This window comes from Pseudomonas sp. FW305-96 (assembly GCF_058783825.1).
This window is the reverse complement of sequence record NZ_JBYSYW010000004.1, coordinates 131245-152836: the sequence shown is the minus strand read 5'-3', so window position 1 is coordinate 152836 and position 21592 is coordinate 131245. Positions and strand designations below refer to the sequence as shown.

Below are 21592 nucleotides of genomic sequence, written 5' to 3'. Positions count from 1 at the left end.
ACGGCCAGCACGCGGTGCGCGGAGCGACCGGTGTGGTTGGCGTGGTTGCGGGTTTGTTTCGACATGTTGCTCTCCAGTGATTGGGACCGAGCTTACTGCACCTTCGCGTTGGCGTTCAATCACTAAATGCTATTGCAGTAATTGTGTACCTCTACTGGCCCCATCGCTGGCAAGCCAGGTCCCACAGGGTCGGCGCTTGGCTTGAGGGCTGCGTAGCCGCCCCGGATTCGGGGCATACCCATCGGGGATTTTCCCCAGTGGCCCCATTTTTTATGGCTTAACTAATTGAAATTAATCAGTTAATCATATGGCACGCCACTTGCTCACCTCCCCGCAGTATCCCTGTGTCCCCGGAGGTGCCCCATGTCGACCCCTCGCAAAGGCCCGGTCCTGTCCACCTTTCTGCTGGCCCTGCTGGGCTGGCAGGTATCCAGCGAGGCCGCCGTGCAGTGCCAGCGCACGCTGGTGGCCAATGTGGTGGCGCTGGACCAGCCCCTGATGTTCAACCGCCTCGGCGCGCAGAACGCCAACGGCATGATGTTCGCCCTGCGCCAGGACGTGGTGGACGAGCACCGTGTGCCCCTGAGCAAGGGCGGTGCGGCGGTGCCGGGCAAGGTCACCCTGCGCCCGGACAAGCGCCCGCGGCCGATCGTGCTGCGGGTGGCGGCGGGGGACTGCTTGACGGTCAACCTGAGCAACCTGCTGGCCTACCAGGCCAACCCCAACAAGCACGGCATCGATCACGACGAGAACGAAGTCGAAGGCGAGGAAGAAGAGGGCGCCGAGGTCGAGAACGAGGGCAACGAGCACTTCGTCGCCGACGAGCAGGTCACCGATCGCCTTGTGGGCTTCCAGGTCAATGGCCTGCAGGCGGTCAACAGCATCGGCGACATCGCCGCCAACACCGGGCGCAACGGTAACTTCCTGGTCGCCCCGGGCGGCACCCGCAGCTACACCCTGTACGCGGAGCGCGAAGGCGCCTTCGCCGTTACCAGCCAAGGCGCGACCTTCGGCGGGCAGGGCGGCGGCGGCAACGTCGCCAACGGCCTGTTCGGCCAGGTGGTGGTGGTGCCCAAAGCCGGGCGCACCTACCGCAACACCCTGACCGAGGAAGAGATGCGCCTGGCCACCACCGGCCGCACGGCCACCGGTCAGCCTGTGATCGACTACCAGGCACGCTACCCCAACGTCGAGCCGTGGATCGCCGAGGGCAAGGCCGGCAAGCCGATCATTGCCATGGTCGACGGCAACGAGATCCAGAGCAGCGAGACCGACGCCATCGTCATGGGCCCCAACCCCGACGGCAGCTTCCCTGCCAACACCTATCCGCTGGAAAGCGTCGGCAAGCGCAACCCGGCGCTGCCCAATCGCCTGGAAGCCTTCCGCGACTTCGCCTCGCAGTTCGCCGACGAAGTCGCCGCCACCCAGGCCTTCCCCGGTTACTGGGCTGACCCGGTCATGGGCCACGTGCTGGAGCCGACCCGCGACTCGTTCATGATCAACTACGGCTCCGGCGGCATGGGCGCCGAGGTGGTGGCCAACCGCCTGGGCGTTGGGCCGATGCATGACTGCCTGTCGTGCGCCTACGAAGAATTCTTCCTCAGTGCCCACACTGTCGGTGATATCGGCACCCTGGTGGATATCCCGGCCAACGTCGGGCTGGAGAACATCCGTCCGGGCGAAACGCCGCCGGCCAGCGCCACCGGGGTCAAGGCGACCATGGCTCTGTACCCGGCGGAACCGGCCAACGTGCACCACAGCTACATCGGTGACTTCACCAAGTTCCGCAACACCCACAATGGCCACGAGCAGCACATCTTCCACTTGCACGGGCACCAGTGGCTGTTCAACCCCAACGATGACAACTCCGACTATATCGACGCCCAAGGCATCGGCCCGGGCGTGGGCTACACCTACGAAATCGCCAACGGCGGCTCCGGCAACCGCAACCGGGTAGCGGGCGACGCCATCTACCATTGCCATTTCTATCCGCACTTCGCCCAGGGCATGTGGGCCATGTGGCGGGTACATGATGTGTTCGAGCCAGGCACCCGCCTGGCGGTCAGCGGCGAGGGCGAGAACGGCTTCCACACCACGCCGTTCGCCCTGCGCAATGGCAAGCCGGCCCCGGGTGCCCGGGCGCTGCCCGACGGCGAGATCATCGCCGGCACGCCGATCCCGGCCATCGTGCCGCTACCCGGCAAGGCCATGGCGCCGATGCCGGGCAAGGTCACGGTGGTGCCCAAGCTGGCCGAGACCCTGGTCGCCGAACATGACGATGACGGAGAAGAGGAGGGCGGCGATCACTCCGGCGACCCCGCCACGCCGCGTGCGGTTGGCTCCCTCGCGTTGGTCGACCGCAGCGAGACCAATCGCAACGCCGACGGCAGCCTGAAAAACCCCGGCTACCCGTTCTGGATCGGCGGCATGGAAAGCAGCGTCGGCCAGCGTCCGCCAACCCCGCCACTGGACATGCTTGACCCGACGCTGGCCCGGCAGCTCAAGGACAGCGGCAAGGCGCTGTGGGCCAACCTCGACCCCAACCAGGTCGATGGCTGGGATGGCGGCCTTGGCCGGCACACCCTCGACGGTGTGTCAGCCGGTGGCGACGCCGTGACCACCACCACCAAGCTGGACTTCTCCAAGGTGGTGCACAAGGCCAAGCCGATCTACCTGCCCGAAGAGGGCACCGAGGTCGAACAGGCGGCCATGCAGTTCCACGCCAAGGCCGAGCACCCAAGCTTCGCCCTGATCCCCGGCAGCGCGCCGGTGGCCAAGGCCTTCCGCACCAACGGCGCCTTGCCCACCGCCGGCGCGCCGTTCTACGAACCGTGCATGGACGACCGCGGCAAGCGCCTGACCCAGTCTTCGGGCGTCGGCGAGTTCTTCAGCGGCGAAAACCTCACCGGCATGAGTTTCCGCGGTTCGTCCACCTTCACCGCCGACCGGCCGCGTATGTACAAGGCGGCCAACATCCAGTTCGACGCGGTGTACAACAAGGTCGGCTACCACTTCCCGCAGGCGCGCATCCTCGCCCTGTGGGAAGACGCCTGGCCGGTGATCACCAAGCAGCGCCCGCCAGAGCCTTTGGTGATGCGCATGAACACCTTCGACTGTACCCAGTACGTGCATACCAACCTGATCCCGTCGTTCTACGAGATGGACGACTACCAGGTACGTACCCCGACCGACGTGATCGGCCAGCATATCCACTTGCCCAAATGGGACCTGACCGCCGCGGACGGTTCGGCCAACGGCTGGAACTACGAGGACGGCATCCTTTCGCCCGGCAGCGTGGTCGAGCGCGTCCATGCCATCCGCAACTTCAACAACTGCACCGAAGGCGATACCCGCGACGGCACCGCCGCCTGCCCGAAAGCCAAGCAGCATCCGTACTTCGGGCGCTTTGGCCGGGCCGACTGGCTCGGCGCGCGCAGTGCGATGCAACGCTGGTTCGCCGACCCCCTGGTGAACGTGCACAACGTCGACCGTGGCCTGGGCACCATCTTCACCCATGACCATCTCGGCCCATCGACCCACCAACAGCTCGGGCTGTATGCGACCGTGCTGGCCGAGCCCGCAGGCTCTACCTGGTACCACGCCGAAACCGGCGAACAGCTGTACAACCCGGCGACCCGCCAGGATGGCGGCCCGACCTCGTGGCAGGCGGTGATCCAGACCGGCGACCACGACGGCGATGGCAAGAACGACAGCTACCGGGAGTTCTTCCTCGAATACAGCGACTTCCAGCACGCCTATGAAGCCGGCGTGTATGTGGGCGCCGGGCCCAATGGCGTACCGGATGGCCAGGCCTATCCGGCCACCGCCGACAGCTTCCGCTACGCCATCAACCCGCCCGTGCGGCAAAAGGCCTCGACGCTGCTCGAGTCGGTGGTCGAATCCCGTGGCGGGCTGAGCCCGGGCTGCCCGACCCGGCCGTGCCCGCAGGCGATCTCGGTGGATGACCCGGGTATGTTCGTCGTCAACTACCGCAACGAACCGCTGGCCCTGCGCGTGTTCGACCCGAACAAGGTCGGCCCGGACGGCAAGCGTGGCATGCAGGCCGACGGCCTCGGCGGCGACCTGGCCTACGCCATGCAGAGCCGCACCGACCGCGCCATCCCGGCGATGAACCTGGCGCCTTCGGCGATCACCCAGGCCACCGGCCCCACTGGCGGCACCACGCTGTTCCCGCCGCACGTCAACAAGGGCAGCGAGCCGGGTGACCCGTTCACACCGCTGCTGCGCACCTATTCCGGTGACAACGTGCGCCTGCGCATGCACGCCGGCGGCCACGAAGAGGAACACAACGTTACCCTGCACGGCGTGAAGTGGTTGCAGAACGGCTCGGGCTTCGGCAACAGCTCCAACTCGGGGTGGAAGTCGTCGCAGATGGTGGGCATCTCCGAGCAGCTCGGGTTCATGGCACCGGTGTCGATGATTTCCAGCTCCGCCGCCACCAACGGCGATTACCTGTACTCGCTTGACGCGGCGCTGGAAGGCTACTGGAACGGCATCTGGGGCATCATGCGCAACTACACCGCGCAACGCGCCGACCTGTTCGCCCTGCCGAACAATCCGCAGCCGGTGGCCATGCGCAATACCGTCAATTTCGACGGCATCTGTCCGAAGACCACGGCCAACGCCAACGGCATCGGTACCCGGCCGACGGTCAAGCGCAGCTACGAGATCGTCGCGGCCCTGGCCAATGATATTCTCGAGAACCGCCACGGGGTCAGCATCAATGACCCGGCCGGTATCGGCCAGCACGTCGGTGGCGCGCTCAAGGCCAATGGCGGCACTCTTGTGTTCAACAGCCGCAAGGTCGATATTCCCATGGCCACCGTCACCGACGAGGAGGACGGCGCGACCTTCACTGTGGGCGGGCACAGTTCGCCTTTGCATGACCCGACCGCGGTGCTCTACGTGCGCAAGGCCGACCTTGACACAAGTACCGGCAAGCTCAAGGCCGGCGTGCCGGTCGAGCCACTGGTGCTGCGCGCCAACGCCGGCGACTGCATCAGCATCACCCTGGAAAACCGCCTGCCGCTGATGATGCCCGACCTGCCCAGCAGCGCGGTGATGCAGAACGTGGTCAAGCGCGACCGCGCCGGCGGCGAGGGCTCCACGGCGTTCAACAACAACCTGATGCGCCCGTCCAGCCACGTCGGCCTGCATGCGCAGCTGCTGGCCTACGACATCACCAAGTCGGACGGCGTCAACGTCGGCCTCAACCCGGTGCAGACCGTGCCGCCGCGCAACGGCAGCAGCGGCGCCTACCCGAACCGGGTGTACCAGTACTACGCCGGGCACCTGGAGCGTGAAGGCAAACCGGTGCTGCAACTGGGCCGCACCGTGGACAACATCAACACCACGGCCATCGAGTTCGGCGGCCTCAACCTGACCCCGGCGGATGTCATCAAGCAGCCGCAGAAAGGCCTGGTGGGCGCCATGAGCGTGCTGCCGCAAAGCGCGACCTGGACCGAGGACACCGCCAGCCGCGCCCAGGCCACGGTGAAGGTCAGCGGCCAGCCCGACTACCGCGACTTCGTCACCGTGTGGCAGCGCTCGCTGAACATGCGCTGGGCCGATGGCCGGCCGGTGGAGGGCATCGCCACCGAGGGTAACGGCGTGCCGGGCGATCCGAAGGACAACGGCAACATGGCGATGAACTACAAGACCGAGCCGCTGTGGCTGCGCTTCGGCCTGGCGCCGGACGCGCCGTTCGGCCATGCCGATGGCTTCGGCTTCGCCGATGTGCCCAATGCCCACATGGCCTACAGCAATGCCCTGGTCGGCGGCGATCCGCAGACCCCGGTGCTCTGGGCCAAGCCCGGCCAGCCGGCGCGCAGCCACGTACTGATGCCCAGCGGTGGTAGCCGTGGCATCACCTACCAGCTCGACGGGCACCTGTGGCCACTGCACAACTACCAGGCCGAGAAGAGCGACGTGAGCGGCTACCCGATGGGCCTGCCGGGGATCGGCTCGGTGCGCTACGGCTACAACCCGATGGCGATGTACGTGGGCGCGCAGGAAAGCGTGCTGCCGGCGGCGCACTTCAGCTTCATGCTGCCCAGTGCCGGGGGCGCCAACGCGGTGCCGGGGGATTACCTGTTCCGCGACTATGCGGCGTATGGCAATGCCTCGGGGCTGTGGGGGATCCTGCGGGTGACCAACGAGCCACCGCCGGCGGTGGCGCCTGCGCAGTGAAAGGGGCCTGGCGGCCTGACCGGGAAGTGGAGAGGCCGCCAGGTATCTGCCGACAGGATTGGAGCGTGATAGCGTGCCGGATTGAGGTAATATCGCCCCCTCGCCAACGGCAGCCCAACGCGCCAGACAAAGGATTGCATGCCCGCCAACCTGTCCCTGCTGTTTTTCTGTGTCGTGCTCGCTGCGCTCGCCGGCTGCCGGCCTGAGCCCACGCCGCCCCTCGACCAGCAGCTCTATATCTGGCAACGCCAATGGCAACCCGCCCACGAGCAGGCCCTGGCGGACAGCCGCGCCGACTTTTCGACCTTGCGCGTGCTGGCCTTGCAAGCGCAGCCCAAGGCCGGGTGGAGCAGGGCGCTGGTCGACCTGCCACGGCTCAAGGCCGATGGCCGGCCGGTGATCGCGGTGGTGCGCCTGGATGGCCAGTTGCCGGCGCTCGACCTGCAGGAGGCAGGCCCACAGATGGCGCGCCTGCTGGCGGACTGGCAGGCCGCGGGTGTGCCCCTGGAGGGGCTGGAGATCGACCATGACAGTGGCAGCGCGCGCCTTGCGGGCTATGGCGAATTTCTTCTGAAACTGCGCGCCCAACTGCCGCCGGGCCTGAAGCTGAGCATCACCGCGTTGCCCGCCTGGCTCGATAGCCCGCAGCTGCCGGCGCTGTTGCAGGCGGTGGACAGCAGTGTGTTGCAGGTGCACGCAGTGAGCGACCCGCGTCGCGGCCTGTTCGATCCGGCGCAGGCCAGGCAATGGGCCGAACGCTGGAGTCGCGTCGGCGACAAACCGTTCTACCTGGCCTTGCCAGCCTACGGCGTCGCGTTGCTGCCCGACACCGGCGGTGCGCCCGTTGTAGAAAGCGAAACGCCCTTGAACCGTGGTGGCGAACGCCGCGAACTGTTGGCCGATCCACAGCAATTGGCGGACCTGGGCAGACAATTGCGCAACCAGCCACCTGCGCACCTGGCCGGGCTGATCTGGTTCCGCCTGCCGTTGCCCGGCGACCGCCGCGCCTGGAGCCTGACCACCTTGAGCGCGGTGGCGCGGGGCGATGCGCTCGCCAGCCAATGGCGGGTCGAGCTGTCCGGGCAGGCGGGGCTGCGCGACATCACGCTGGTCAACGTCGGCAATCTCGACCTGCCGATGCCTGCACGGGTGGAGCTGAACGTCGCATCCTGTGATGCTGCCGACGGGCTCAACGGCTACCGCTTTCAGCAATCCCCGCGACACATCACTTTTAACCGCCAGTCCAGCGCGCGTCTCGCCGCTGGCGGCCGGCGCGTCCTCGGCTGGGCGCGCTGCCATGGAATCGATCAAGGAGCATGGAATGTCTACCCGTAACTGGCCCCGGCGCCTGCTGTGCCTGTCCCTGAGCGTGCCGGCCGTTCCGGCGCTGGCCTGTGGCCCGGACTTCCCGATGCAGTTGCTCGGCGACCGAGCGCACACCCTGGCCGAGTTGCCGGAGGGCAATTTCGGCTTCGAGGTGAATCGCCTCGGCGAGCAGATCGCAGGCCTCAAGCCCGCCACCGATGCGACCCTGACGCCTTATTGGGACAGTGACGACAACGACCGACCTTACCGTGAGCAGCGCAGCCGTATCGAGGCAATCGAGCTACCGCAATCGCTGCGCGAGAAGGTCGCGCAACTGCGGGCCCTGCCAGATCCGCAACAAGTGCTGGAGCAGGGCGCCGAACTGCCGGATGAACTGCGTCTGTACATTGCCGGCGCAGTGGCTTTCGACACAGGCGACCACGCCCTGGCGGCGGATTATTTCGCCAAGGTGCTGGCCCTGCCAGCTGAACAACGCAAGCTGCGCAGCACCTGGGCGGCCTACTCGCTGGGGCGGGCCTTGATGGCCCGGAGCTTCGAGGCCAGTGATGATCCGCAACAGACCCCGCAGGCCCTGCAAGCCCAGGCGCGCGAGGCTTTCCACCAGGCCCGCGCGCTCAGCGCCGAAGGCTTCAGCGACCCATTGGAACTGGGGGTTGCCAGCCTTGGCGAGGAGGCCCGCCTGGCCAAGCTCGCTGGCGACTGGAACAGCGCCATCCGCTTGTATGCCAGCCAGAGCCGTCTGGGCTCGGGCAGCGGCTACAGCTCGCTCAGGCAGCTTGCCAACGAACTGGTGAGCCTGCCGGATGAACAGCTGAAGACGCAGTTGGCACAACCGATGCCACGCAAGCTGCTCACCGCCTATCTGCTCAGCCATGTCGGTTGGGACTACGACGGCCAGCCGACAACCCAGGCCCGGCGCCTGCCCGCGTTGCTGCAGGCCAGTGTCGGCGACCAGCTGGAAGACGCCGACCGCTTGGCTGCGTTGACCTATCAGCAAGGCAACTATGCCGCGACCAGGAGCTATCTGCAGCAGGCTGGCGATACCGGCCTTGCCTGGTGGCTGCGCGCCAAGCTGGCCTTGCGCGACGGTGACAAGGCCCAGGCCGCCGCTGCCTATGCCAAGGCCGCCGCCGCGTTCCCCCGCGAAGAGTCGTGGGGCTCGAGACAGACGCCCGACTGGGACTACGAAAGCGTGAAGCCCGGCTGCCGGGTCGAAGGCGAGGGCGCGATACTGGCACTGGAGCGCGGCGACTACCTGCAGGCCTTCGACTTGCTGTACCGCAGCCAGGACATCTATTGGCAGGATACGGCCAACGTGGCCGACCGCGTGCTGACCCTGGACGAGCTCAAGGGCTATGTCGACGCCCATGTGCCGGCGCCACCAGCGTCCAAGGTGGAAGAGGGCGGCTATGCACCGCGGCCGGTGGCGACGCAGCTGCGTGAGTTGCTGGGCCGCCGCCTGCTGCGCGAAGGCCGTTACGATGAGGCGCCCGGTTACTTCGCCACGGCCCAGTTGCAGGCCGACGCCAAGGCCTACGGCCAGCACCGCCAGGAGGCCGTCTCGCGCTGGACGCCCACGGGCCGCGCCGAGGCGCTGTTTGCCGCGGCCACCTTGGCACGCGGCGCCGGCATGGAGATCCTCGGCTACGAAATGGCGCCGGACTATGCCTGGCTGGGCGGCAGCTTCAGCCTGGGCAGTGCCACCCTGCAGCCCGGGCCGTTCATCGGTGCCGGCGAGGTGCAGCGCCAGTTGGCGACCGAGGCCAAACCAGACCAACGCTACCACTATCGTTATGTCGCCGCCGACCTGGCCAACCAGGCTGCGGACCAGTTGCCGCGCAGCAGCCAGGCCTTCGCCGCGGTGCTGTGCACGGCGGCGGGCTGGGTGCCGGGCACCGAACAGGAAAGCGCGCTGTACAAGCGTTACGTCCAGCAGGGGCCGTTTGTGCAGTGGGCAGAGGATTTCGGCAACCAGTGCGAAGCGCCCCGCTTCGACCAGGCCAACAAACGCTACGTGGCAGAGAAGCTGGATGCCGCGCGGGCGGCATTGCGGCCGTACAAGGCGCAGGTGCTACCGGTGGGGGTGGTGGTATTGGCGGGGGTTGCCTGGATGTGGTTGCGGCGGCGCAGGGCCAAGGTGTGAAACGAAAAGGGGGCGGCCATCAGCCGCCCCCTGACCTTCACTTCTGTGCAGTCTTCACCCCTGCATCCTGCTTCACCGTTTCCTCAAGCGTGAAACGGCCCAACGGGTTCTGCAGGAAATTCTGGATATTGCTGCGCGAAATATTGATGTAAGGGCTGTAGTACAGGTCGATCCAGTGCACGTCCTGCTTGGCCAGCTTCTGCAGGTCCTGGTACATCTGCTTGCGCTTGACCGGGTCGGTTTCCACCCGGGCCGCGGCCACCAGCTCCTTGACCTTGTCGTTGTGGTAGCGGGTCATGTAGTTCTGGTTGGTGTCGTGGCCAAGCACGAAGGTGGTCTTCTGGTCCGGGTCGAGCACGTCGTTGGTCCAGTACATCACCGACAGGTCGTAGTCGCCGTCGACCAGCATCTGCCAGCTCTGGGTCGGGTCTACTTTCTGCAGGTTGGCGGTAATGCCGACATCGGCCAGCTGCTTTTGCACCAGCACGGCGATCTGCTCGTCGGCCTCGTTGCCGGCGTTGACCACGTAGTTGACTTTGAGCCCCTCGGCACCAGCCTTCTTCAGCAGTTCACGGGCCTTGGCCGGGTCGAACGGGCGTTGCGGGTTGTTGGCATTGTGGTACAGCGCACCCTTGGGGATGTACGAGTAGGCCGCCTCGCCATGGCCGAAGGTCACGGTTTCCACCAGCGCCTTCTTGTCGATCGCCAGGTCGATGGCCTCGCGGACCTCGACCTTGCCCAGCAGGCCTTTCTCATGGTTGATGAGCAGGTGGTCCTCGCGGGTCGACGGGTCGATGTGGATGGTCAGGCTCTTGTCTTTCTGCAGCGCGTCGACGCGGGAGAATGGCACGAAGATCGCCGAGTCCAGCTCGCCGGCCTGGACCTTGAGCATGCGCGTGTTGTCATCGGGGATGGAGATCCATTCCACGCCGTCCAGGCTGACCTTGTCGGCTTCCCAGAAGTAGGGGTTCTTTTCCAGGATCACACGGTCGCCGCGCAGCCATTCCTTGACCTTGAACGCGCCGGAGGTCACCGGTTCCTGGGCATAGGCTTCTTCGCCGATGGCGTCCATGGCCTTTTTCGACAGGATCGACACGTTGGCGGTGGCCAGTTGCGCGAGGAACGGCACCGACTTGTTCTTCAGGGTCACCACCAGGGTCCGGTCATCGGGCGCTTCGGCCTTGTCGATGATCTTGTAGGAGTCGGCCCACAGCGAGCCGGGGTTGTCGCGGATGCGCAGCAGGGAGAACGCCGCATCGCTGGCAGTCAGCGGCGAGCCGTCGGAGAACTTGGCGTCGCGGACCTTGAAGGTGTAGGTCAGGCCGTCGTCGGAGACCTTCCAGCTTTCGGCCAGGCCCGGCAGGAGCTTGGTACCGCTGTTGTCGACGCGCACCAGCACGTCGTAGACGTTGGCGAAGACCCAGCTGTCGCGGTTCTGCGCGCTCTTGATCGGGTCGAACGTGGTGCTCTCCTCGCGGCAGCCGATGGTCAGCACGCCGGCGGCCTGAGCCATGCCGCCGGCCAGGGTGCTGGCGGCCAGCACGGCGGCGGTGAGTAACTTCAATGCGGTGGGTTTCATGCTCAAGCTCCGTTTGATGGTCATGTGGGGTGGGTCAACACGGCAGTCGCGGGTGGACGCAGGCATGGTGCCGGTTGCCCTCTGCGTGGCTGGGGGGAATGTCTGCGCCGCACTGGGGCAGCGCGTGGCGGCAACGTGGGTGAAAGGCGCAGCCGGACGGCGGCTGCAGCGGGCTCGGCGGCTCGCCGGCCAGCGGGTGCTGCGGCAGGCGCCGGGCCGGGTCGATGTCGGCGATGGACTGTACCAGCGCGGCGGTGTAGGGATGGCGCGGGTCGTCGAAGACCTCGGCCACCGGGCCTTCCTCGACGATCCGCCCCAGGTACATCACCGCCACCCGGTCGCACAGGTGGCGTACCACGCCCAGGTCGTGGGTGATGAACAGCAGGGCCAGGCCCATGCGCTGGCGCAGGTCCAGCAGCAGGTTGATGATCTGCCCCTGGATCGACACGTCGAGCGCGGCAACGCACTCGTCGGCGACGATCAGCCTGGGCTCGACGGCCAGCGCCCGGGCAATGCCGACCCGCTGGCACTGGCCGCCACTGAGCGAGCCGGGCTTGCGCTCGGCGAGTTCCGCGCGCAGGCCGACCAGGCCGAGCAGTTCGGCGACCCGGGCCGGGATCTGTACGGTGGGCACTCTGCGCTGCACCTGCAGCACCTCGGCGAGGATCTGGCCGATGCGCTGGCGTGGATTGAGCGCGCTGTACGGGTCCTGGAAGATCATCGCGGTCTCGCGGCGCAGACGCTCGATATCCAGGCGGTTGCCCTGGCACATGTCGCTGCCGTCGAACAGCACCTGGCCGCTGCTGGCCGGGGTCAGCTGCAGGATGGCCCGGGCCAGGGTGCTCTTGCCGCAGCCCGACTCGCCCACCAGGCCCAGGGCCTGGCCGGCGGCGAGGCTCAGTGAAGCGCCGTTGACGGCGTTGACCTTGCGTGGACGCAGGTTCAACAGGCCGCCGCCCGGGGCGGGGAACTGCACATGCAGGTCGTTGACCTGCAACAGCGTGGTCATGACAGGCCTCCGGCCAGCAGCGGGGTATGGCAGGCCAGGCGATGCCCGGGGCCGACCACCCGCAGTTCCGGTAATTGTGTCCGGCAGTCAGGCGTGGCCTGGGGGCAGCGCGGCTCGAATCGGCACCCTGCGGGCAGGGCGTCGAGCAGTGGCGGTTGCCCGGCAATGGTGTTCATCAGCCCCGCGTGCCGCCGCGCCGCCGGGTGGCAGGCCAGCAGCCCGGCGCTGTAGGGATGGCGCGGCTGGCTGAGCAGGGCCTGCTTGGCGCCATGTTCACACAGACGCCCGGCATACATCACGGCGATACTGTCGCAGGTCTGCGCGACCACGCCGAGGTCGTGGCTGATCAGGATCATCGACAGGCCGCGGCGGTCGCGCAGCTCCAGCAGCAGGCGCAGGATCTGCGCCTGCACGGTGACGTCCAGCGCCGTGGTCGGCTCGTCGGCGATCAGCACCTTGGGGTTGCAGCCCAGGGCCACGGCGATCATCGCCCGTTGCCGCATGCCGCCGGAGAACTCGTGGGGATAGCTGTCGACGCGGGTTTTCGGGTCGGGGATGCCGACCTGGCGCAGCACCTCGATGGCCTCGGCCCGCGCTTCGCGCCGCGAGGCGCCCTGGTGCAGGCGGATGCCCTCGGCGATCTGCGCGCCGATGCGCATCAGCGGGTCGAGGTGGCTGCTGGGGTTCTGGAAGATCATGCCCAGCTCGCGACCGCGCATACGGCGCATGCCGGCCTCGTCCAGGCGCAGCAGGTCGTTGCCGGCCAGGCGCACGGCCTGGCCTTCGAGGCGCAGGTTGGGCGACGGCAGCAGGCGCATCAGGCCGCGACAGGCCAGGGTCTTGCCCGAACCGCTTTCGCCCACCAGGCCGAGGATCTCGCCCTCGCCGAGGTCGAAGGACAGGCGATCGACCAGGGTGATATCGCGTTGGCCGGCGCGGGCGATGACGCTCAGTTCGCGAACCTGAAGCAGGGCAGGGCTCATGTGCGGTCTCCCAGAAGCTCGGCGACGCCGTCGGCCAGCAGGCTGAAGCCCATGGCCAGGGTCACCACGGCCAGGCCCGGGAAGGTGCAGATCCACCAGGCGCTGGTGATGAAACTCTGCCCCTCGGCCACCATGGTGCCCCACTCCGGGGTGGGCGGCTGCACGCCAAGGCCCAGGTAGCTGACGGCCGCGCCATTGAGCAGCACCAGCACCGCGTCCGACATGCAGAACACCACCGAACCGAACAGGGCGTTGGGCAGCAGGTGGCCGAACAGCACACGTCGGTGGCTGAACCCCAGGCTCCTGGCCGCCAGGGCGAAATCGCCTTGCTTGAGCACCAGGATCTGCGAGCGGATCAACCGCGCATAGGACACCCAGCCGACCAGGGCCATGGCGATGTAGAAGCTGCCCAGGCCCGGGCCGAGGATGGCCATGATCGCCAGCATCAGCACCAGGAACGGGAAGGCCAGGACGATATCGACCAGGCGCATGCAGACGTTGTCCAGCAAACCGCCGACATAGCCGGAAACCGCGCCGATGCAGGTGCCGAGCAGGAACGGGAAGATCACCCCGATCAGCGCCATCTGCAGGTCGATGCGCGCGCCCCAGATCACTCGCGAAAGAATGTCGCGACCGAAGTTGTCGGTGCCGAAGGGGTGGGCCAGGCTGGGCGCGGCCAGCCGCAGGTCTGCATCCTGTGCCAGCGGGTCGAAGGGTGCTATCCACGGCGCGCACAGGGCCAGCAGGCACCAGCCAAGGACGATCGCCAGGCCGCAGTACAGCGTCAGGCGGCCATTGCCCAAGTGCCAGGCCAGGCGCCAGCGCAGCGCCAGTGCGGGGCTCTGGCTCATTGGATGTTCACCCGCGGATCGAGGGCGGTGGTCACCACGTCGGCGATGAAGTTCACCGCCACCGTGGCACAGGCCAGTACCATGGCCACGCCCTGGACCACCATATAGTCGCGGGTGAAGATGCCGCGCACCAGCAGCTGGCCGACGCCGGGCAGCGAGAACAGGCTCTCGATCACCACGGTGCCGCTGATCAGCCAGCCGATGTTGACCGCCAGCAGGTTGATGGTGGGCAGCATGGCGTTGGGCAGAACGTGTCGGCGCAGAATCGCGCCTTCGCCCAGGCCGCGGGCGCGTGCGGCAGTGACGTGGTCGGCCTGCAGCTCAAGGAGGATGCTCGCGCGCAGGTTGCGCACCAGCACCGCCGAGAGCGCCAGGGCGATGGTCAGGCACGGCAGCACCAGGTGGTGCAGTTTGTCTGGCCAGGTGCGGCCATAGCCGGACACCGGGAACAGTCCCCAGTGCACGCTGAACAGCAGGATCAGCATCAGCCCCAGCCAGAAGGCCGGCAGGCCGAGCCCGGCGGTGGTGAACAGACGGATCAGGTTGTCGGCCCAGCCGCCCTTGTGGCGGGCGGCGAGGGTGGCCAGCGGCACGGCGATCAGCAACGCCAGCAGCACGCTGCCCAGCACCAGCAACAAGGTGGGCTCGATGCGCCCGGCGATCAGGGGCAGGGCATCGACCTTGTACAGCAATGACTTGCCCAGGTCGCCGTTGAGCAGGTTCTTCAGGAAGTACAGGTACTGCACCCAGATCGGCTCATCGAGGCCGAACTGGGCGCGAATCTTCGCGATCGCGTCCGGCGTGCTGCGCGCGCCGAGCAGCACCCGCGCCGGGTCGCCGGGGATCGAGCGCACCAGCACGAAGGTGATGATGCTGATGCCCAGCAGCACCGGCAGCAACTGCAACGGGCGAACAAGGACGAACCGGTAACGTGCCAGGTTCATCGATCAACCCCGGTTGCGCTGCAGGAAGTCCAGCAACACCGGGAAATAGGCCTGGGGTTCTTCGTAGAACGGCATGTGGCTGCTATTAGGGAACACGTGCAGCTCGGCGCGGCCGTGCAGGGCCAGGTTCATGCGCATGGCGCAGGCGGGGGTCAATTCGTCATGCTGGCCGGTGGTGATCAGCACCGGCATGCGGAACTCGCCCATCTGCTCGAGGCGGTTCCAGTCCTTGAGGTTGCCGATATAAAGGAACTCGTTGGGGCCCTGCATGGTGCTGTACGGGCCCATGTTCCAGTCGCCCAGCGAGCGCTGGATCGGCGCCGGCCACTGCTCGAGGCGGCAGACATGGCGGTAGTTGAGCAGGGTGATGGCCGCCTGGTACTGGGGATGGTCGAGGGTGCCCAGGGCCTCGTGGCGCTGCATCATCGCCACGGTCTCGCTGCCCAGCGCGCCGCGCAGGCGTTCAAGCTCGGTGATCAGGTGCGGGATATCGCCGACGGTGTTTTCGAGAATCAGACTTTTCAGCGACTGCGGGTGATGAATGGCGTACTCGATTGCCAGCCAGCCGCCCCAGGAGTGCCCCAGCATGTGCACGCGACCCAGGTCCAGGGCCTGGCGCACGCGTTCGACCTCGGCCACGTAGCGGGTGATGTTCCACAGGCTGTCGTCATCCGGGCGGTCGGAGGCGCCGGTGCCCAGCTGGTCGAAGGCAACCACGCGGATACCCTTGTCCTTGAGCCAGGCATGGGCGTCGCGCAGGTAGTCGCAGGGCAGCCCCGGCCCGCCATTGAGGCACAGCAGCACCTCGTCCCCTTCGCCAAAGCTGTACACCACGACGTTGTGGCCATCGACCTCTACATCGAACCGCTGGTCAGGTTGCATCTCACGCCACATCGCTACTCTCCTGTTGGCCATGGCTTGGGGCTATAACTAGCGCAGGAGAATTCGTCGCCTACAAGCTAGTGTTTCCTATAGGTTTTGTATGGCAGTCCCGCGCCAAGCCGTGGCATTCTACGTGCCGGACTTCAAGTTGGAAATCCACAAGGAACACAGGGAGTGTCAGGTATGCAGGCCAAGGTGGCTGAACTTAATTCGCGTCTGGCGTCAGGCAGCAGCCTGGACGAACAGATGGACAGCGTCGCCGACCTGGCGGCGCAACTGGGCTTCGACGCCCTGGTGTATGACTACAGCCCGGTACCGTTGGACCACACCGGCGAGCTGATCACCCCGTCCGTGGTCAGGCTGCGCCAGACCCCGAAGGACTGGCAGGACCTGTGGTGCTCCGAAGGCTTCTACCAGATCGACCCGGTGCAGCAGGTGGCCGTGTCCTCCATCGCCCCCTTCGTCTGGTCGTACCTGCCCAAGGGCGAGACCGTCCTGCAGCGCTTGATCGACAGGCGCCATGCCCCGGTGGTCGGCTACTTGCACGATGCGCAACTGACCTGCGGGGTAACCGTACCCATCCACCTGCCGCGCGGCGGCCTGGCGACCCTGACCGGCCTGCGCCCCCAGGCCAGCCAGCGCGACCTGGACGACGCCCGGGAACACCTTGCCGATTTCAGCCTGATCGCCCATGCCCTGCAGGAAGCCGCCTATCCCTTGTTGGCCAAGGAATCCGCCACCCGCGCCATCCGCCTGACCCGTCGCGAGGCCGAGTGCCTGCGCTGGGCCGCCGAGGGCCTGACGGCGGGGGAGATCGCCGACAAGCTCAACCGCTCGCTGGCGACAATTTCCCTGCACCTGACCTCGGCCATGCACAAGCTCGGGGCCAAGAACCGCGTCCAGGCGGTCGCCCGGGCGGTGCATTACCGCCTGCTCGACCCGTGAAAGGGGCAAAAAAAACCGAAAACCTAGCGAACTCTCTAGTTATGCCGCGTTGCGCATAGGGTTATCGTGTGTTCCATGATTCACATGGAGCCGGATGAAATGGAACTCACCCCATCGCGTGAAGGTTTTGCCCCCTTTGGCGACTACCAGACCTGGTACCGCGTCACCGGCGACCTGGCTTGTGGCCGCACCCCGCTGGTCATCCTGCACGGCGGCCCGGGCTGCACCTACGACTATGTCGATGCCTATAAAGATGTCGCCGCTGGTGGCTACCCGGTCATCCACTACGACCAACTGGGCAACGGCCGTTCGACCCACCTGCCGCAGATGCCGCCGTCGTTCTGGACGGTGAAGCTGTTCCTGGATGAGCTCGACAACCTGCTCAAGCACCTGGGCATCAGCGAGCGCTACGCGCTGCTGGGCCAGTCCTGGGGCGGCATGCTCGCCAGCGAACACGCGGTGCGTCAGCCCAGGGGCTTGCGCTGCCTGGTGATCGCCAACTCGCCGGCCGACATGCGCACCTGGGTGCGCGAGGCCAACCGCTTGCGCGAGGAACTGCCCAAGGACGTCCAGGAAACCCTGTTGCGCCACGAAGCCGTGGGCGACTACACCGCGGCCGACTACATCGCCGCCACCCAGGTGTTCTACGACCGCCACGTGTGCCGGCTCAAGCCCTGGCCGGAAGAGGTGGCACGCACCTTCGCCCAGGTGGAGGCCGACCCGACCGTGTACCACGCGATGACCGGGCCCAACGAATTTCACATCATCGGCAGCACCAAGGACTGGACCATCGTCGACCGCCTGCCGCGGATCAACGTGCCGAGCCTGCTGATCTCCGGGCGCTACGACGAGGCGACGCCGCTGGTGGTCAAGCCGTACCTGGACCTGATCCCCGGTATCCGCTGGGCGTTGTTCGAGAACTCCAGCCACATGCCGCATGTGGAAGAACGGGTGGCGTGCATGGGCACGGTGGTCAAGTTCCTCGACGAGAGTCTGTAGCTTCAACGGCCGCCCGCCGGCCGACAGTTTCCCTTCCTCAGGCCTGTCCGGGTTCAACCTGGCGGGCCTGAGTTTTATCTCCTCCCAGGTGACGAGCACCAGCACGTTCCCACGCGGTGATTAACAACCCAACGCCCCAGCGCTATCCTTAACCCAGTTCCCCAAGGAACCTCACCATGCGCCGGCTGCTACTGCTGTTACTGATCACCGTCATCCCAGGCTGCCAAACCCCACTGCCAGCCGCCAACCCGCAGATGGCCTGGGTCGACCTGTCGCTGCCATTCCCCAATGACCGCGTCCTGCTGGCCGAACGCCTGGACAAGCAACGCCTGGATGAAGGCCGTTTCTTCCAGGTCAGCCCCGGCAGCCACGAACTGATCGTGCGCTTCGACTATGAAACGAACGGTGGGGGAGGCACGAGCATGCTGGGTGGCACCACCGTCCGCCAATGCTACCTCACCCTCGAATACGCCCATTTCCAGGCTGGTCAGCGCTATGTCCTGGAAGCCCGCTCCATGGCCCTGACACCCGAGGCGAGGCTGTACAATGCCGCCCGGGAAATCGTCGCAGAGGTCAGTGAGTTCTACTGCCTGATGTGACCGAGCCCGGTTCATTGACTGTTCGTGAAGGAATTCAACCGTTGTGTGAAGCATGAGTCGTTCGCTGTTCATTTCCCTGGATGGCCCCAAGGGCACCGGCAAGACCACGCTCCTGGAAGCCGTCACGCAAGCGCTGAGGGCGGAAAACAGGAAGGTGATCCGCATCAGCGAGAAGAACAGCGATCCCTACCGGGGCGAAACCATGGTCCTGGTCAACCAGTTCGTCAGGAAACCCTGCCGGGACCTGGAGATGAAGGTTTGTGAGCGCCTGGCGGACAGCCGTGCCTGGATTTCCCGGCACGTGCTGGCCAAGCAGCCGACGGACAGCATCATCCTGATCGATCGCTGGTACCCGTCCGATGCGGCGTTTCGCCGGCTGGTGCCGTTTGCCGAGATCCTGCGGTTGAACATCGAACGCAACGTGCGGGTGCCGGACCTGCATGTGGGCGTTGTCACCGACCCTGAGATTTCGTGGAGGAGGGCAGCGGCGCGGTCACGCGGCTTGAGCAGTACTGTGATGCACGCACTGGAAGAGCATGTCGCGTGCACCCAAGCGTTCGAGCAAGTGGTTGCCGATCAAGGGTGGGTTTTATGTCGTAACGAAGGAACCCTTGAAGAGGCAACGCAGGCGTTGGTATCAGAGATCCGTAGCCTGTTTGATTAACCTGCTCGAAAAGTGCCTTCTTTCGTATGCTCGAGCCACTGCTCATAGGTAATGCGGCTGATGTGTTCTGTCCGGTAGTCCTGGAGGAACGGGTTGTACTTGTTCTCTTCAGTATGGTGATGGCGGAAACCACACTTCGACTGCGCGACAAAGGACTGACTGTTGTTGGCAAAGTAACCACACCACAGCGCTTTGAGCTTCAGGGTTTCGAAGGCGTGTCGCATCACTTCCCGCACAGCTTCGGGAATCAGGCCCTGGCCCCAGTACGGTACTCCGATCCAGTAGGCGATTTCGCCTTCCTGCGCACTGATTTCGAAGTTGCTATCGCCACCGATAAGGATACCGACGCACCCTACCGCACGGCGATTTTCCCTCAACTCGACGGCATAGACCTCAGGGTGATTGAAGACCGTGCGAATGATCTCGGCACTGTTTTCCACACTGGTGTGCCGGGGCCAGCCGGCGATGGGACCGACTCGCTGGTCCTTGGCGAATTCGTACAGATCCGCAGCGTCGGTGTCTCGCCAAGGGCGCAGCAGCAGTCGGGTTGTTTCCAGGCTCATCTCATGTCCTCAGTTGGCTGATCAGGTGGGGAACAGGGTAGGGAGGAAGACAGGTTCGGTATACATCAGTACCTCGGTGATTTCGGTACTTTTCGAAACTAGATGGCCAATGGGTGATAAGATTCATCCCGTTTCAGGTCCTGGCATCTAGAGGCTATGCAGCATATTCCGCAACTTTTTACTGCTGACGACCCACCGCGCATGGGTGATACCACCCTGACCGAAGGGCTGGGAGTGCCACTCTCCTTCGGCCACACCTATCTGACGCTGCTGGTCTGCCTGTCCGGGAGCGCCCGCTTCACGCTCAACTTCAAGGAACATGTGGTCCGGCGCGGTGATGTGCTGCTGCTGGCCGAAGACACCATTGCCTTGCTCAAACGTCGCTCACGCGGATTCAAGGTATTTTTTTGCCTGATGCCAAAGGGTTTCGCTGCGGAGGTCGCCTACCAACTGCCCAACCCCCTGTTCATCTTCTTGCATGAACATCCACATTGCGTCCCGGACAGTGACGACAGGCCGTTGATAGAAGGATGGCTGGCGCAGATGCGGGATATCGTGAAGTGCTGCCCGACTTACCGGCACGTCATGCTGCGCAACCAACTGCAGAATCTTTTCCTGAAAATTGCCGAGCAGCTTCCAGCTACATACAAAGGCAGCAGGGCGTTCAGCCGCAAGGAAATGCTCAGTTGGCAATTTTGGGACTTGATCGGCAAGCACTGCACCAGGCACCGGGATGTGAAGTTCTATGCCGACGCGCTGAGCATCACGCCGTTCTACCTGTCACAGCTGACCAAAGCGTTTTTCAACGACACCGCCAAAGGCCTGATAGATCGCCAGGTGACCCAGGAAATCAAGGCGCTGCTTTCCTACAGCAATCTGGCGATCGGCCAGATCGCCGACGAGCTGAACTTTGTCGATGCCTCCTACCTGTGCCGCTACTTCAAGCGGCAAACCGGTGTTTCGCTTTCTCGCTATCGCCTCCAAGGGCAGCAGGAAGCGGGGCAGGCTTGAACCGCTTTTCGATAAACAACGGCGTCTCGGTAGATTAAAGCCTGATGAGCGCCAGCATGTCTTCGCCGTCTGGGGCCATGCCGACCTCTTCGAAGCCAAAGCTGGAATAAAATCTTTTCGCCACGGGATTACCAGGGTTGTAGCAGATTTCAATTTCTTCCAGGCCAGGGGCTCGCTTGATTTCTTGAAGTGCCAGGCCTAGTGCTATCCTACCGATGGATTTTTGTTGGTGCTTCTTGTCAACCATAAACCGCCAGATGGATATTTTATGGGGTGACGCCTGAACCCACATGAAAAAGCCAACAGGCTCATCGTTGGCGTAAATGGCCCGTACGGAGTATTCAGGGTTGTACGCAGCCTCCACCAGTGACCAGGTATTGCTGGCCACATAGTCTTCTTGCTCGTCTGTGACTTCCAATTCGCAAGCGGCTTCATAGTTATGCTTTGTTATTGTGGCGAGTGATATTTTCACAAAGGCTCTCTGGATCTCAATGGTTTCGAGGGTACTGAAGTACTGCTAACTCCCCGATTAGAGTATTGGAGGTTAACTGGCCGCTACCCTCAAGAACTTGTTTGTAAAAGATTGTCCGGTCCGGATATACCGCTGCCATACGCAAGGCCAAGCCAGGCCAGCCGCCGGCACTTTAAAGAGGCCTGGCGAACCGACCCGGGCCGAGGGCGGCAACCGAAACTACATGTTGTTCTAGCGCAACGATTAGCCCAGGACGTTTTACATGCGTGAAGCGTTCGACCCTCGACAGGCTCTGGACACCCACCTGGCCACCGAACACTTTCTTCGTTTTGCCGAGCAGGCTGACGCGTTGTTGGCGGATCCGTTGCAACTGATCTTCCTTGACCCGATCCACCGCTGAAAAGCCTGCGAG

Annotated in this window: 16 protein-coding genes and 1 pseudogene; 9 read left to right on the top strand and 8 right to left on the bottom strand. The window is 65.1% G+C overall.

The features are described 5' to 3' along the window. The first annotated feature begins 363 nt into the window (after positions 1 to 363). The 3 genes from mnxG to AC3WL2_RS04780 all read left to right on the top strand — a co-directional run bounded on the left by mnxG (position 364) and on the right by AC3WL2_RS04780 (position 9679). Positions 364 to 6210: a manganese-oxidizing multicopper oxidase MnxG gene (gene mnxG / locus AC3WL2_RS04790; RefSeq protein ID WP_102681942.1), complete on the top strand. Its 5847-nt coding sequence runs from the start codon at positions 364 to 366 to the stop codon at positions 6208 to 6210. Between the two features lie 138 nt (positions 6211 to 6348). After that, entirely contained in the window at positions 6349 to 7545 is a 1197-nt protein-coding gene (locus AC3WL2_RS04785; RefSeq protein ID WP_102681943.1) for a DUF3142 domain-containing protein, read from the top strand. After that, on the top strand, positions 7532 to 9679 hold the full coding sequence (locus tag AC3WL2_RS04780) for a hypothetical protein (RefSeq protein ID WP_102681944.1): 2148 nt from the start codon (positions 7532 to 7534) through the stop codon (positions 9677 to 9679). The genes AC3WL2_RS04785 and AC3WL2_RS04780 overlap by 14 nt, the downstream gene beginning before the upstream one ends. Before the next feature lie 37 nt (positions 9680 to 9716). Here the strand turns inward: AC3WL2_RS04780 and AC3WL2_RS04775 are convergent, their stop codons facing one another. From AC3WL2_RS04775 to AC3WL2_RS04750, 6 genes are read right to left on the bottom strand one after another with little or no spacing between them, the layout of a single operon-like run. After that, a complete protein-coding gene (locus tag AC3WL2_RS04775; protein WP_102681945.1) occupies positions 9717 to 11258 on the bottom strand; it encodes an ABC transporter substrate-binding protein in 1542 nt (513 codons plus the stop codon). A gap of 34 nt (positions 11259 to 11292) precedes the next feature. Beyond that, entirely contained in the window at positions 11293 to 12267 is a 975-nt protein-coding gene (locus AC3WL2_RS04770; protein ID WP_102681946.1) for an ABC transporter ATP-binding protein, read from the bottom strand. After that, positions 12264 to 13250 carry an ABC transporter ATP-binding protein gene (locus AC3WL2_RS04765; protein WP_102681947.1) on the bottom strand — a complete coding sequence of 329 codons (987 nt, stop codon included), beginning with the start codon at positions 13248 to 13250 and terminating at the stop codon, positions 12264 to 12266. Before AC3WL2_RS04765 ends, AC3WL2_RS04770 begins: the two co-directional genes overlap by 4 nt. Further along, entirely contained in the window at positions 13247 to 14101 is an 855-nt protein-coding gene (locus tag AC3WL2_RS04760) for an ABC transporter permease (protein WP_102681948.1), read from the bottom strand. The genes AC3WL2_RS04765 and AC3WL2_RS04760 overlap by 4 nt, the downstream gene beginning before the upstream one ends. Next, positions 14098 to 15045, bottom strand: coding sequence for an ABC transporter permease (locus AC3WL2_RS04755; protein ID WP_102681949.1), 948 nt, complete (start codon positions 15043 to 15045; stop codon positions 14098 to 14100). The genes AC3WL2_RS04760 and AC3WL2_RS04755 overlap by 4 nt, the downstream gene beginning before the upstream one ends. A gap of 3 nt (positions 15046 to 15048) precedes the next feature. Further along, a complete protein-coding gene (locus tag AC3WL2_RS04750) occupies positions 15049 to 15939 on the bottom strand; it encodes a proline iminopeptidase-family hydrolase (protein ID WP_023631947.1) in 891 nt (296 codons plus the stop codon). A 171-nt stretch (positions 15940 to 16110) separates the two neighbouring features. On the opposite strand from AC3WL2_RS04750, the gene AC3WL2_RS04745 reads away from it, so the two are divergent. From AC3WL2_RS04745 to AC3WL2_RS04730, 4 genes are all read left to right on the top strand, one after another. Beyond that, the gene (locus AC3WL2_RS04745; protein WP_102681950.1) at positions 16111 to 16872 is read left to right on the top strand and encodes a LuxR family transcriptional regulator; all 762 of its coding nucleotides are present in this window, start codon (positions 16111 to 16113) and stop codon (positions 16870 to 16872) included. Positions 16873 to 16971: 99 nt separating this feature from the next. After that, positions 16972 to 17871: a proline iminopeptidase-family hydrolase gene (locus AC3WL2_RS04740; protein WP_102681951.1), complete on the top strand. Its 900-nt coding sequence runs from the start codon at positions 16972 to 16974 to the stop codon at positions 17869 to 17871. Positions 17872 to 18047: 176 nt separating this feature from the next. After that, positions 18048 to 18470, top strand: coding sequence for a PA0061/PA0062 family lipoprotein (locus AC3WL2_RS04735; RefSeq protein ID WP_102681952.1), 423 nt, complete (start codon positions 18048 to 18050; stop codon positions 18468 to 18470). Positions 18471 to 18522: 52 nt separating this feature from the next. Next, complete coding sequence (locus AC3WL2_RS04730; protein ID WP_102681953.1) at positions 18523 to 19134, top strand: dTMP kinase; 612 nt, start codon at positions 18523 to 18525, stop codon at positions 19132 to 19134. Here AC3WL2_RS04730 and AC3WL2_RS04725 read toward each other — a convergent pair. Next, positions 19131 to 19697: a GNAT family N-acetyltransferase gene (locus AC3WL2_RS04725; protein WP_102681954.1), complete on the bottom strand. Its 567-nt coding sequence runs from the start codon at positions 19695 to 19697 to the stop codon at positions 19131 to 19133. The two genes, AC3WL2_RS04730 and AC3WL2_RS04725, sit on opposite strands and share 4 nt — an antisense overlap. 156 nt (positions 19698 to 19853) lie before the next feature. Between AC3WL2_RS04725 and AC3WL2_RS04720 the strand changes: the two genes are divergently transcribed. After that, entirely contained in the window at positions 19854 to 20708 is an 855-nt protein-coding gene (locus tag AC3WL2_RS04720) for a helix-turn-helix transcriptional regulator (RefSeq protein WP_102681955.1), read from the top strand. 34 nt (positions 20709 to 20742) lie between these two features. On the opposite strand, the gene AC3WL2_RS04715 is transcribed toward AC3WL2_RS04720, so the two are convergent. Next, the gene (locus AC3WL2_RS04715) at positions 20743 to 21180 is read right to left on the bottom strand and encodes a GNAT family N-acetyltransferase (RefSeq protein WP_102681956.1); all 438 of its coding nucleotides are present in this window, start codon (positions 21178 to 21180) and stop codon (positions 20743 to 20745) included. 137 nt (positions 21181 to 21317) lie between these two features. Here AC3WL2_RS04715 and AC3WL2_RS04710 point away from each other — a divergent pair. Next, positions 21318 to 21580, top strand: a pseudogene (locus AC3WL2_RS04710) (putative quinol monooxygenase). The last annotated feature ends 12 nt before the right edge of the window (positions 21581 to 21592 follow it).